Origin of the sequence: Streptomyces sp. NBC_01264 (assembly GCF_026340675.1) — a bacterium.
In the GTDB taxonomy this organism is placed as follows: Bacteria; Actinomycetota; Actinomycetes; order Streptomycetales; family Streptomycetaceae; genus Streptomyces.
In genome coordinates, this window is record NZ_JAPEOX010000001.1 from 1,362,709 (window position 1) to 1,375,709 (window position 13,001).

Here is a 13,001-nt window from a genome sequence, read left to right on the forward strand (position 1 = left end):
CAGATGTAGAGTGCCGCACATCGGCATCCTCTACAGCTGTAGAGGCCATGGGGAGCGAGGGAGGACCTGTCATGACGCGACGTCATGCGGTGGTCGCGGGTGCGGGGATCGGCGGGCTCTCGGCGGCGGTGGCCCTGCACCGTCGTGGTTGGAAGGTCACCGTCTGCGAACGCTCGGTGGGGCCTTCCGCCGTCGGCGCGGGGATCGTCCTCGCCCCCAACGCCCTGCGCGCCTTCGACGCGATCGGCTTCGACCCCGTCCGCGCGACCGGGCACGCCGCCCCCGCCGCGATGGACCTGCGCCGCCCCGGCGGCCGCCTGCTGAGCCGCGCCGACAGCGCCGCGCTGACCGCCCGGTACGGTCGGCCCCCGCTCGCCGTGTACCGCCCGACCCTCGCCGCCGCCCTGGCCGCCGAACTCCCCGCGGGAGCCATCCGGTACGGCACGGCGGTGACCGCCGTCGACGACGCGGACGGCGAACCGCTCGTCCACACCGCGACCGGCGCCCTCGCCACCGGCGCCCTCACCGCCGACCTCGTCATCGCCGCCGACGGCATCCACAGCCCGATCCGCAGCCAGTACTTCCCGGCCCATCCCGGCCTGCACCACAGCGGGGAGACCTCCTGGCGGACCGTGATCGAGTCCGGCGGCCCGCCCGTGCACGCCGCCTCCGAGACCTGGGGCCGCGGGGAACGCTTCGGCATCGTCCCGCTCGCCGACGGCCGCGTGTACCTCTACGCCACCGCGGTCGTCCCGGAGGGCTACCGGCCCACCGATGTCCGTGCCGAACTCCTGCGCCGCTACGGCACCTGGCACGACCCGGTCCCCGCCCTGCTGGAACGGATCGACCCGGCGGCCGTGCTCCAGCACGACCTGTACGACCTCGCCGCCCCGCTCCCCCGGTTCCACCAGGGCCGGCTGGCCTGGCTCGGAGACGCGGCGCACGCCATGACCCCCAACCTCGGCCAGGGCGGGTGCCAGGCCGTCGAGGACGCCGCCGTCCTCGCGCACCTGCTGGACGGGGCCGGGGTACGGGCGGCCCTGGCCGCCTACAGCGCGGCCCGCTGGGCCCGTACCGACGCCCTGCGCGTCCGCTCCCGCCGCGCCGGCCGGGTCGCCTCCCTCACGCACCCCCTCGCGGTGGCCGCCCGCGACCTCGCCCTCCGCGCCACCCCGGCCCGCGCCGCACGGCGCGCCCTGGACGATCTGTTCGCCTTCGGCGGGTTCGGGCTTCCGGAACAGGGGCACACGCCCTCGGGTGACAGGGCCGTGCCCTGAGGCGCCGACACTCGTTGTTGTGGTTCGTTGACCGTTGAACACGAAGGCAGGCGAGTCCATATGACAGACATCGACTGGGACAACCCGATCGACCCCAAGCCGGGCTGGACCCTGGATCACGTCAAGCTCTACGCCGGTTCGGGCGGGACGGAGGGGCAGTACTGGAACAACACCCAGACCCTGCTGCTCACCACCATCGGCCGCAAGTCCGGGAAGCCGGTGCGGACCCCGCTCATCTACGGCGAGGACGAGGGCCGCTACCTCATCGTCGCCTCCAAGGGCGGCGACCCCGCGGACCCGCTCTGGTACCGGAACCTCACCGAGCACCCCGAGGTCCGGGTGCAGGTCGGCCCCAAGGTCATGCAGGGCATCGCGCGGACGGCGACGTCCGAGGAGCGCGCCGCGTTCTGGCCTCTGATGGTGAAGCACTGGCCCTCGTACGACGAGTACCAGACCAAGACCAGCCGCGAGATCCCGATCGTCGTGATCGACCCGGTGAGCTGACAGCGCGCCGGGGCGCGTCAGTGCCCCAGCACCGCCATCGCCGCGTTGTGGCCGGGGACCCCGCTGACGCCGCCGCCGCGGACCGCCCCCGCGCCGCACAGCAGTACGTTGCGGTGGGCGGTCTCCACGCCCCACCGGCCCCCGCCCTGACCGGAGTCGGCGTACGGCCAGGACAGGTCCCGGTGGAAGATGTGCCCGCCGGGCAGGCGCAGTTCGCGCTCCAGGTCGAGCGGGGTCTTGGCCTCGATGCACGGGCGGCCGTCGGCGTCGAAGGCCAGGCAGTCGGTGAGCGGTTCGGCCAGGTGGGCGTCGAGCTGGGCGAGGGTGGCGGCAAGGAGCACCTCGCGCGCCCCCTGGTTGTCCTTTTCGAACAGCCGCGCAGGGGTGTGCAGTCCGAAGAGGGTCAGGGTCTGGTAGCCCTGCTCCGCGAGCTCGGGCCCCAGGATCGTCGGATCCGTCAGCGAGTGGCAGTAGATCTCCGAGGGCGGTACGGAGGGCAGTTCGCCGGCGGCGGCCTCCGCGTGGGCCCGGGCGAGCTGTTCGTACCCCTCCGCGATGTGGAAGGTGCCGCCGAAGGCCTCGCGCGGGTCCACGGAGGTGTCCCGCAGCCGGGGCAGGCGGCGCAGCAGCATGTTGACCTTGAGCTGGGCCCCCTCGGGGGCCGGCTGGGCCGGCTCCTCCCCGAGGAGTTCGGCGAGCGCCCGCGGGGAGGCGCCCACGAGCACCACCCGGCCGGCGACCCGTCCCTCGCCCGTCGCCGTACGGAAGGTCACCTCGGCCGGGGCGGTCGTGCCGTCCGTGTCGATGCGCAGCGCCTCGTGCCCGGTGGCGATCTCCGCCCCGGCCGCCAGGGCGGCCGCGGCGAGGGCGTCGGTGAGGGCGCCCATGCCGCCGACCGGGACGTCCCAGTCGCCGGTGCCGCCGCCGATGACGTGGTAGAGGAAGCAGCGGTTCTGGGCCAGGCCCGGGTCGTGGGCGTCGGCGAAGGTGCCGATCAGCGCGTCCGTGAGGACGACCCCGCGCACCAGGTCGTCGGCGAACTCCCGCTCGACGGCCCGGCCGATCGGCTCCTCGAACAGCATCCGCCAGGCCGCCTCGTCGTCGAGCCGCGCCCGCAGCTCCGCGCGCGTGGGCAGCGGCTCGGTCAGGGTCGGGAAGAGGCGTTCGGCGGCCCGCCCGGTGGTCCCGTAGAAGGCGCGCCAGTTCTCGTACTCCCGCTCCGAGCCGGTGAGCCGCGCGAAGGACTCCCGGGTGCGTGCCTCGCCGCCGCCGACCAGCAGTCCGCCGGGGCGGCCGGCGCGCTCGACGGGGGTGTACGAGGAGACGGAGCGCTTGCGGACATCGAAGCTCAGCCCCAGCTCGCGCACGATCTTCGCCGGGAGCAGCGAGACGAGGTAGGAGTAGCGGGACAGGCGGGCGTCGACGCCCGGGAACGGCCGGGTGGACACGGCGGCCCCGCCGGTGCGGCCGAGCCGCTCCAGGACCAGGACCGAGCGGCCGGCCCTGGCCAGGTAGGCGGCGGCGACGAGGCCGTTGTGGCCCCCGCCCACGATCACCGCGTCGTACACGTCGTGCCCGAAGCCCCGCGAGGTCGTCATGGCTCTTGGTAACACACCTGGCCGAGCCGCTCCAGACAGTGCGTCTCGTCGGCGTGGGCGGCGACCGTGTCCGGGTGGCCGTCGCCGAGCGAGCGTTCGCGGATGCCGGAGAGTTCCCGGTAGACCGGCAGCGCCTGGTCCCAGCGGCCCAGCCGGCCGAGCCCGACGGCGAGCTCTCGGCGGCTGACCAGGGTGTCCGGGTGCTCGGGGCCCAGCGTGCGGGACCGCGCCGCGGCCACCTCGCGGGCCTCCGCCACCGCTTCCTCCCAGCGCTCCAGGCGCCCGAGGTTCACCCCGAGGACGTGCCGGGCCCGCAGCGTCTCCGGATCGGCGGCCCCGTAGGCCCGGGTGCGGTCGCGGACCAGGTCCCGGAACAGCTCCAGGGCCTCGGCCGAGCGCCCGGTCCGGCCCAGCGCGATCCCGGCCTCGTAGCGCGCGGCCAGCGTGTCGGGGTGGTCCCGGCCGAGCACCCGCTCCCGTACGGCCGCGATGTGCCGGAAGGCCTCCAGGGCCTCCTCCCAGCGGTCCAGGCGGCCCAGCGCGTACGCCACCTCGTACCGGGTCAGCAGCGTGTCCGCGTGCTCCGCCCCCAGGACGGCCGCCCGGTCGGCGGCCACCTCGGCGGCGGCGGCGTGGGCTTCGGAGAAGCGGCCGAGGGCGCCCAGCGCGCAGGCCAGGTTGTGCCGGCAGCGCAGGGTGTCGGGGTGGATCCGGCCCACGGTCCGCTCGCGGGCGGCGAGCACCGCGCGGTAGCCCTCGTACGCCTCCTGGTGGCGGCCGAGCAGGCCCGTCTCGTACGCCGCCTCCTGCCGCGCGGCCAAGGTGTCCGGATGGTCGGCTCCGAGCACCCGGGCGCGCCCTTCGGCGACGGCCGCGTACCCCGCGAGGGCCTCCTCGGTACGGCCGGCCCGGCTGAGGGCGAAGGCCCGCGTGTGGCCCGCGTCGAGCGCGGCCGGGCCGGTGGGGGCGGGGCCTGGGCCGTGCGGGGACCCGTAGGCGGCGGTGAGCCGGGGGTCCTCGGCCGGACGCGGGCGTACGACGGTCGGCGCGGGTGCGGCGGCCTTCACGGCCGGGGGAACGGTGGCGGTGCCGGTGGCCACCCCGGCGGACGTGCGCCGCTCCCCGCTCGGGCGCGCGGCGGTCCAGGAGCCGGTGAGGACGGCCCACTCCCCGCTCGCGGGGCGGGCCTCGATGCCGGCCCTGCGTCCGGCGGTCATCCCGTCGGCCCAGACGGGCAGCGGCAGGTGCGCTCCGGTCGCGGCTCCCGGGCCGAGCCGGGCCTCGACGAGCTGCCGGTGCAGGTGGCGGGCGTCGCCCGGCCGGTCCTCGGGGCATTTGGCGAGCAGGTCGAGCACCAGCCGCTCGAAGGAGACCGGCAGCTCGGGCCGGTGCTCGCGCGGCGGCACGGGCGCGGTGTCGCGGTGGCCGACCAGCACGGACCAGGAGTCGCCGAGGTCGAAGGGCGGGGCTCCGGTGGCGATCTCGTACAGGACGCAGCCGAGGGAGTAGAGGTCGCTGCGGTGATCCACCTCGCCGCCGGCGATCTGCTCGGGCGACATGTAGTGCGGGGTGCCCATGGCCATGCCGCCGCCGGTGAGCTTCGCGGTGAAGCCGATGTCGGCGGCCAGCCGGGCGATGCCGAAGTCGCAGATCTTCACCGTGCCGTCGGTGAGCCGCATGATGTTGGCGGGCTTCAGGTCGCGGTGGACGACGCCCTGGTCGTGGGTGTAGCCGAGGGCGGCCGCCATCTGCTCGGCGATGTCGACCACCACGTCCACGGGGAGCGGGCGCGCGTCGTTGTCCTCCAGGAGCTGGCTGAGGTTGCGGCCTTCGAGGAGCTCCATGACGAGGTACAGGGGGCCGCCGGCCGCGCTGTCGTCGCCGAAGTCGTGGACGACGGTGACGCCCCGGTGCTGGAGGGAGGCGGCGACGCGGGCCTCGCGGCGGAAGCGCTCGCGCAGTACCTGGGTGAAGTGGGTGTCCTGCTCGGACCCGATGGGCTTGAGGCACTTGACGGCGACCTGCCGGCCCAGCGACTCGTCGCGGGCCCGCCACACCTCGCCCATGCCGCCGCGCCCGATCAGGTCGAGCGACCGGTACCGGCCGTGGATCAGTCTGGACTCCGCCATGTCTTGAAGCCGCCCCCGTGTGTCGTGCTACGCCCTCCCCGGCCGGTCCAGTATGGCCGCTGATGTACGCAGTGTGTACGGCGCGGGGCGGCTCCCGGGGCCCATGCGGCGCATCGCTTTCAAGATGTGACCTGGAGGCAGCTGCCAGCGCAGACCTGCGGGAATGCTGCGCAGCAGGGTACCGGTGAGACGCAGGCGACGGGTAACGCTGCGCGGGGCCGGTGCGGGGCGGCCGTACAGCTGGTGCGCCCAGCCGGGGAGGGATCCGTAGGCGAGGGCGGCGAGTGGGCGCCACACCAGGTTTCGGCCAGGGACGAGGAGGGGGTGGATGGGCGGGGCGCACAGGAAGGAGTCGACGGCGTGCGCGTCGGGTCCGGCGGCGAGTTCGGGGCGGATCCGCTCGAAGTAGGCGGCCAGGGACGCGGTGTCCCCCGGTACCCCGGACGGGTCGAGGCCGACGAGCCGTGCGTTGACGCGGTTCTCGGCCACGTAGCGGTCCGCCTGCGCGGGGGTGAGCGGGACCCCGGAGCGGCGCAGGACGTGCAGGAAGCTGTTGATCTGGGCGCAGTGGATCCAGAGCAGCAGCTCGGGCTCGTCCACGCGGAACCGTGCCCCGGTGGCCGGATCGGTCGCCGACAGCATGGTGTGGATCTTGCGGACTCGGGCGCCGGCCCGCTCGGCGGCCTCGGTGGTGCCGTAGGTGACCGTGCCGACGAAGTCGGCGGTGCGCAGCAGGCGTCCCCAGGCGTCGCCCCCGCCGTTGTCCCCGCTGAAGGCGGAGCTGTTCTCCATGACTCCGCGGACCGCGCGCGGGTGCAGGGCCTGGAGGTACAGCGCGCGGACCCCGGCGATCCACATGACCGGGTCCCCGTGGCACTGCCAGGTCACGGACCCGGGGCCGTAGAGCCCCGGGTCGGGGCCCGTGCTCTCGTCCATGTCCGGCTCCTCCCCCGTCGGCCGCGGTGGTCCGCGGACCCTTTCCAGCATTCCACCGAACGGCCGTACGCACGCGTGTGCGCGACCCTAGGCTTTCGCCCCGGCGGACCGCACCCGCCTCCCCTCGGGACGCGGAGGCACGGTCATGCGCAAGGGACAGCTCGAAGGGCGGGTCGCCGTCGTCACGGGCGGGTCGTCCGGCATCGGCCTGGCGACGGCCCGGCGCTTCGTGGAGGAGGGCGCCCGGGTCTTCGTCACCGGGAGGCGGCCGGAGGAACTGGCCGCGGCGGTCCGCGAACTGGGAACGGAAGCCGTCGCCGTACCCGGTGACGCCTCGCGCGTCGCGGACCTGGACCGGCTGTACGCGGCGGTCGCGGCCGCGGGCTGCGAGGGGATCGACGTGCTGGTCGTGAACGCGGGCGGCGGCCCGCCCGGCGGCTTCGCCGACTTCACCGAGGAGCAGTTCGACGCCACCTCGGACCTGAACTTCCGCGGCGCCTTCTTCACCGTCCAACGGGCCCTGCCGCTGCTGCGCGACGGCGCCTCGGTGATCCTGCTGGGCTCGGCCGCCGGCTCCTCGGCGTCCGCGCGGTACGGGGCGTACGCCGCCACGAAGGCGGCCGTACGGTCCCTCGCGCGCAGCCTGGCCCTGGAGCTCGCGGGGCGCTCCGTCCGGGTGAACACCCTCAGCCCGGGCCCGATCGACACCCCGGCCCTGGCCGGCGCCCCGGCGCACGTCCGCGAGCGGGCGACGGCCGGAGTTCCGCTCGGCCGGGCCGGACGCCCGGAGGAGGTGGCCGCGGCGGCCCTGTTCCTCGCCTCCGGGGAGAGCAGCTTCATCACCGGGATCGAACTCTTCGTGGACGGCGGGGCCGCCCAAATCTAGGCCCGGGGCGGGAGGAGCGGGCCGCTCTGAACTCCCACAGCGCCGATGTCGCCGATGAGCGGGACGCTGTCCTACAGCGTGTGGGGCCGGCTCTGGTACGTCCCCGTCCTCGTGGCCGACGGGAAGCTCAAGCAGGCCCGGCGGCAGGCCCGGCAGCGGGTGATCGCCGCGACGGAGGCCCGGCACGCGGAGACGGCCTAGCTGTGTGACTGCCGGAGCTTGATTACACCGGGGCCTCGGTTTTCTGCTTGAGGCGTTCGTAGGGTGTCTGGCCGCCGAGGGCGCCGTGGGGGCGGTGGTAGTTGTAGTAGTCCTCCCACTCTCGCAGCTTGTCGTTGAAGACGCCTGTGTCGTCGATGACGATGCCATCGAGCATGCGGTAGAACTCCTCGGCGTCGATGCGGTGGGAGCGTTCGACTTTGCCGTTGAGGTGCGGTGATGCGGGTTTGATGTAGGTGTGGGCGATGCCCTTGTCGAGGACGTGCCAGTGGAAGGCGGACTGGAACTCCGCGCCGTTGTCGGTCTGGATGACTTCGATGCGGAACGGCAGGCGCTCGAGGACGTAGTCGAGGAACTGGACGGCGGTCTTTTGGTCGCACCGCGGGTAGATCCGCAGGACCCGCAGCCGGGTGCAGTCATCGATGGCGGTGAACTGGTAGTACTTCGCCCGGCGTCGCCGTTTGGGAGGTGGCCCGGTCACCGGCACTGTCGCTGGAGCCTGCTCGGGGAGACCGATTGGTTCGATGAACTTGACGTCGATCTGCACGCGGTTGCCGGGCAGCTGCTTCTCGTAGCGGGTGTAGCGCTTGTCGTGCCGCTGGTAGCGCTGGGAGGCCGGCAGGCGGTTCAGCCCGAGCTTCTTGAGGATGCGGTAGACGGCTGAACAGGCGATGTCGATGTCGTGGTACCGCTTGAGGTACATCTTGATCTTCATGGGACCGAAGTGGTAGCGCTGCCGCAGGTAGACGATCTTGTTCACCACGTCGTCCTCGGTGGCGTGAGGACAGTGATGCGGCTTGCTGGACCGGTCGCGCAGGCCGTCGAGGCCGTCGTCCTCGTATCCGCGCTGCCACTTGTAGAAGCAAGTCCGGCTGATGCCGTAGTACCGGCAGGTCAGCGCAACGTTCCCCGTGACTTCTTCGGCGTATCGCAGGACCCCCAGGCGGTGCTGGGCCTGACGGTCTTGCCGCTGTTGCGGTGAAGGGGGCATGGCGGACCTCCGTCTACTCGGAGACCCATGTGTAACCAACGTCCGGCAGTTTTATACCTAGCCCGTTCGGAGGAAAGGGCGGGGCCCGGTGCGGGAGGGCTGGGCCTTCGATGTGCGGGAGCCGGGGCGGGCACCGAGCATGGGTCCATGGCCACCACGGAAGACACACCTGACGAGGTCGAAGCCGAAGTCGGGGCCGGGCGCGGGACGAAGAGGCAGTTCATCTCCTGGGTGACGCTCGCCCTGATGACGACCGCCTCCGTCGCCAGCCTCCGTCCCTCGCCCTCCATGGCGATCTACGGTCTCGCCGCGGTCTTCCTCTACCTCCTGCCCGCCGTCGTCTTCCTCCTGCCGACCGCCCTGGTCGGGGCCGAGCTGGCCTCGGGCTGGTCGGGCGGCATCTACCGGTGGGTCAGCGAGGCGCTCGGCAAACCGCTCGGGTTCGTCGCGGTCTGGTGCCAGTTCGCCATGACCATCGCGTACTACCCGAGCCTGCTGGCGTACGTGGCGAGCACCTTCGCCTACGTCATCAACCCCCGGCTCGCCGAGAACGGGCTCTACGTCGCGATCGTCATCGTCGTCGTCTACTGGACCGGGGTCTGGATCTCCTCCCGGGGCACGAAGACGGTCGCGGGGCTCTCCTCCGCCGGGCTCGTCATCGGCACCCTCGTCCCCGGCGTCCTGCTGGTGGTCCTCGGCATCGTCTTCCTCGGCCAGGGCAACTCCTCCGCCCAGCCCATGGGCGCCTCCCACTGGCTGCCGCCGTGGACGGGGCTCGCCAGCCTGGTCCTGATCGTCAACAACTTCCTGTCCTACGCGGGCATGGAGATGAACGGCGTACACGTCTCCTCGCTGCGGCACCCGAAGCGCGAGTACCCGAAGTCGATGTTCCTGGCGACCGGCCTGGTGCTGCTGATCTTCATCCTTCCGGCCCTGGCCATCTCCTGGGTGATGCCGTCCTCGGAGCTGAGCCTCACCGCCGGGCTGATGCAGGCCTTCCAGGCCTTCTTCGACCACTTCCACATCGGCTGGATGACGAGGGTCGTCGGAGTGATGCTGGTGGCGGCCGCACTCGGCGGCATGCTCACCTGGCTGTCCGGCCCGGCCAAGGGCCTGGTCCTGCTCTCCCGTCAGGAGGGATACCTGCCGCCGGTCTTCCAGCGGTTCAACAAGTACGGCACCCCGCAGAACATCATGGTCGCGCAGGGCGTGATCACCACGCTGATCGGTGTGCTGTACGCGTTCAGCGACGACGTCTCCAGCGCGTACTGGATGTTCTCCGTGATCACGGTGCAGATCTACCTGATCGCCTACCTCCTGATGTTCGCGGCGGTGGTCAGGCTCCGCAGGACCCGGCCCGAGGTGGAACGCGGCTTCCGGGTGCCCGCCGTGACCTGGGTGGCGGGCACCGGGGCCGTGGCCTCGGTCGCCGCGCTGTTCATCGGCTTCGTACCGCCGGACCAGTTCGGCGGCCAGTCCCTGTGGCGCTACCTGCTGATCGTCGGCGGCGGCCTGCTGCTCCTGGGGATCGTGGCGCCCGTGTGCTTCCTGAAGTTCCGCAAACCGAGCTGGGTCCACCCCGACCACCGGCCGGACGTCCCTTCGCGGGACGACCGCCGGTAGGGCGCGGGAAGGGCGGCGCCTCAGCCGGCCGCCGGTGTGAACTCCACGAGCAGGGACTTCGGCCCGCGGGTGAAGACTCCCTCGGCGGCCGGGTCGTACCCCTGGGCCGGCCGGACGCCGGGCATGGCGTCGAGGAGCTGGTTGGTGGCCGTCTCCACCTCGGCCCTGGCCAGCAGCGCACCGACGCAGAAGTGCCGTCCGAGCGCGAACGCCAGGTGGTCGGCGGCCGCGGAGAAGGCGGTGGTCGCCGTCAGGTCGTCGCGGAAGAGGTCGAAGCTGTCCGGGTCCTTGTAGCGGTCGGGGTCGCGGTTGGCGGCGCCGATCAGACAGGTGACGGTGGCCCCGGCGGGTATGGTGCCGCCGCTCATGGTCACGTCGACGGCGGCCTGGCGCATGATCATGTGGACCGGCGGGGTGTAGCGCAGGGTCTCCGCGAAGGCACGGTCGATGAGCGAGCGGTCGCGCTGCACGGCGGCGAGCTGGTCGGGGTTGGCCAGGAGGTTCGCGAAGAGGCCCGCGACGGCCTTGTCCGTGGTCTCGGCGCCGGCCGTGAGGAGGAGGCTGCAGAACGCCTTGATGTCCTCGTCGCTCATGCTCACGCCGTCGACCTCGGCGGTGCAGAGCGCGGACAGCAGGTCGTCCCCGAGGTGCTCCCGCCGGTGCCTGATGACCGGCAGCATGTACGCGGCGAACTCGGCCTGGGCCCGCGCGCCCTCGGCCGCCCGCTCCGGGTCGCCGGACAGGTTGCCGGTGAACGCCACGAAGGCCCGGTACCAGCCTCCGAGGGCCTGCTGACCGGACCGGTCCAGTCCGAACATGTCGGCGATGACCGAGATGGGGAAGTGGGAGGCGAACCCGCTCACCAGGTCGACGGAACCGGTGTCGCGGAACGCGTCGATCAGCTCGCGCGCGTTGCGCTCGATGACCGGAAGGACCTTGTCCCGCAGCTCGTTGCCGCGGAAGGCCGGGGCGACCAGGGCGCGGCGCGTGGCGTGCTCGCGGCCGCTCATCTGGATCAGGGTCCTGCCGTGCACGGGCTCGGCCTGCCATGCGTAGTTGTCCGTGGTGAAGAGCGCTTCCTTGTCCTTGAAGGCCCGCGCGACGTCCTCGTAGCGCGAGATGATCCAACTCTGCGTCCCCTCGTGCCAGATGAGGGGTGTGCTCTCCCGCATGGCCCGGTAGACCGGGTAGGGGTTCTCGGCGAACTCCTGCGAGAGGATGTCCGGGACTTCGTGCGCGGCTGTCATGGAGTTCCCCCATCGGCTCGGCCTGGCGGCTGTCCTGAGGTGCCACGGTCACCGTCTGCGCGGGGACCGGTCCTGCTGCCACAACGCTCTGTGCGTACGCCGTCCAGGAAACAGCAAGCGGACCGTCGGCGCCAGGCCGCCGAAATGCCGGAAGCCGCAACGGTGTCGACCGTTGCGGCTCCTGCCGGCGATACCGTCGCCATGACGGGGACCGGTATCGGTCAGTGGGTGCGCAGACTGCTGGTGTACACGTCCGTACGGTTCTGCGGTGCGCCGGAGTTGGTCTCGGTGAGCACCGCCCGCACTCCCTTGCCGTCCGCCACCAGGCCCTGGTAGTCACCGAGGAAGTAGCCCCCGGCGAACGGTGCCTGCAGCCAGTCGAAGATCCGCGAGATGCGTCGCTCGCTCCGGCGTTCGAGGTCCCCGTGCGGCAGGGTGGCCAGTTGGTAGGCGGTGGGCAGGGTGGTGGTGTCGCCCGGCTCGAGGAAGCGCAGGTCGTAGTAGGTGAGTGCGACCGTGCCCCGGTCGTCGACCGCGATCGACGGGGAGAAGGCCGGCACGTCCTCAGGGCTGATCAGTTCGGGGGTCCCCCAGGTGCGTCCGCCGTCGGTGGAGCGCACGAGCTGGACCGAGTCGAAGCTGCCGCCGGAGAAGTCCGAGCCCTCGTAGGCCATGTACAGCGTGCCCGTCTTCGGGTCGACGGCCGGGCTGGGCAGGGTGGATCCGGCGCGCAGCAGTTTGGCGGGGTCGTTCGGGTCTACCTCCGGTACGGAGGTGTCGCGGGCCACGGTGGCCGGGGCGCTCCAGGTTTCTCCGGCGTCGGTGGAGCTGACCACCTCGTAGCGGGCTTCGGTGACGGTGCTCAGGTCGTCGGAGAGGGTGATCCGGTCGTAGAAGTCGTACAGGGTGCCGGTGCGCCGGTCGACGACGATCACATGGCCGATGGTCTGGGTGTTGGGCACGGCGGCGGTGTCGACGAACCGCCGGGCCTCGCTCCAGGTGCGGCCGCCGTCGCGGGTGAGGGAGATGTAGCCGGGACCGTCGAGGGAGCTGGGGCCGGGCGGGTCGTTGTCGAGGCGGTCCCAGACCTGGTAGGCGGTGCCCTCGCGGATCGGGTCGGCGGTGAGCGAGGGCTTGTCGTTGAAGAACGGCTGCTCGTCGACGTGGGTGGTGGTGAGGTTCTGCCAGGTGCGGCCGCCGTCGTGGGACGTGGCGGTCAGGAGGGCGCTGCGCGTGCTCTTGGTGAAGTCGACGCCTTCCCCGCTCGCGTAGACGGTGCCGTCCGGGCCGGTGCTGACCCAGGGGTCGGAGGCCCGTTCGTAGTCCGCGCCGCCGGGCGCGCACAGGCTGAACGGCAGCGTGCTCCGGTGGAAGGTGTGGCCGTCGGTGGTCCAGGAGGCCACCAGGCCGCGGGCGGCGCCGTCGTTCCAGCGGTCCTGCTGGTACACGGTGACCACGCGTTTCGAGTCGCGCGGATCGACGGACAGGTACGGCTCGACCTCGGTGCCGGGGTAGACGATGCTCTCGGGGGAGATCGCGCCGATGGTGCAGTCCGCGTACGGATCGCCGTGGGACACCTTGACCAGTGGCG

At 72.4% G+C, this 13,001-nt stretch carries 11 protein-coding genes; 5 read left to right on the top strand and 6 right to left on the bottom strand.

Annotated elements, in window-relative coordinates:
* The first annotated feature begins 71 nt into the window (after window positions 1–71).
* Together OG435_RS06145 and OG435_RS06150 are read left to right on the top strand one after the other, a co-directional pair.
* Complete coding sequence (locus OG435_RS06145) at window positions 72–1,277, top strand: FAD-dependent monooxygenase (protein ID WP_266875784.1); 1,206 nt, start codon at window positions 72–74, stop codon at window positions 1,275–1,277.
* A gap of 60 nt (window positions 1,278–1,337) precedes the next feature.
* A complete protein-coding gene (locus OG435_RS06150; RefSeq protein ID WP_266875785.1) occupies window positions 1,338–1,781 on the top strand; it encodes a nitroreductase family deazaflavin-dependent oxidoreductase in 444 nt (147 codons plus the stop codon).
* 17 nt (window positions 1,782–1,798) lie between these two features.
* On the opposite strand, the gene OG435_RS06155 is transcribed toward OG435_RS06150, so the two are convergent.
* Genes OG435_RS06155 through OG435_RS06165 form a run of 3 tightly spaced genes read right to left on the bottom strand, consistent with a single transcriptional unit; the run spans window position 1,799 to window position 6,444 of the window.
* The gene (locus OG435_RS06155) at window positions 1,799–3,379 is read right to left on the bottom strand and encodes a phytoene desaturase family protein (protein WP_266875786.1); all 1,581 of its coding nucleotides are present in this window, start codon (window positions 3,377–3,379) and stop codon (window positions 1,799–1,801) included.
* A complete protein-coding gene (locus tag OG435_RS06160) occupies window positions 3,376–5,508 on the bottom strand; it encodes a serine/threonine-protein kinase (protein ID WP_266875787.1) in 2,133 nt (710 codons plus the stop codon). The genes OG435_RS06155 and OG435_RS06160 overlap by 4 nt, the downstream gene beginning before the upstream one ends.
* 27 nt (window positions 5,509–5,535) lie before the next feature.
* Entirely contained in the window at window positions 5,536–6,444 is a 909-nt protein-coding gene (locus OG435_RS06165; RefSeq protein WP_266875788.1) for an oxygenase MpaB family protein, read from the bottom strand.
* 145 nt (window positions 6,445–6,589) lie between these two features.
* On the opposite strand from OG435_RS06165, the gene OG435_RS06170 reads away from it, so the two are divergent.
* Together OG435_RS06170 and OG435_RS06175 are read left to right on the top strand one after the other, a co-directional pair.
* Window positions 6,590–7,330, top strand: coding sequence for an SDR family NAD(P)-dependent oxidoreductase (locus tag OG435_RS06170; protein ID WP_266875789.1), 741 nt, complete (start codon window positions 6,590–6,592; stop codon window positions 7,328–7,330).
* Between the two features lie 54 nt (window positions 7,331–7,384).
* A complete protein-coding gene (locus OG435_RS06175; RefSeq protein WP_266875790.1) occupies window positions 7,385–7,531 on the top strand; it encodes a hypothetical protein in 147 nt (48 codons plus the stop codon).
* A 22-nt stretch (window positions 7,532–7,553) separates the two neighbouring features.
* Here OG435_RS06175 and OG435_RS06180 read toward each other — a convergent pair whose 3' ends face one another.
* A complete protein-coding gene (locus tag OG435_RS06180; RefSeq protein ID WP_266875791.1) occupies window positions 7,554–8,540 on the bottom strand; it encodes an IS481 family transposase in 987 nt (328 codons plus the stop codon).
* 147 nt (window positions 8,541–8,687) lie between these two features.
* Here OG435_RS06180 and OG435_RS06185 point away from each other — a divergent pair, with 147 nt between their 5' ends.
* Window positions 8,688–10,163, top strand: a complete 1,476-nt coding sequence (locus OG435_RS06185) for an APC family permease (RefSeq protein WP_266875792.1) — start codon at window positions 8,688–8,690, stop codon at window positions 10,161–10,163.
* 20 nt (window positions 10,164–10,183) lie between these two features.
* Here OG435_RS06185 and OG435_RS06190 read toward each other — a convergent pair whose 3' ends face one another.
* Window positions 10,184–11,410: a cytochrome P450 gene (locus OG435_RS06190; protein ID WP_266875793.1), complete on the bottom strand. Its 1,227-nt coding sequence runs from the start codon at window positions 11,408–11,410 to the stop codon at window positions 10,184–10,186.
* A 221-nt stretch (window positions 11,411–11,631) separates the two neighbouring features.
* The gene (locus OG435_RS06195) at window positions 11,632–12,987 is read right to left on the bottom strand and encodes a sialidase family protein (RefSeq protein WP_266875794.1); all 1,356 of its coding nucleotides are present in this window, start codon (window positions 12,985–12,987) and stop codon (window positions 11,632–11,634) included.
* Window positions 12,988–13,001: the final 14 nt, after the last annotated feature.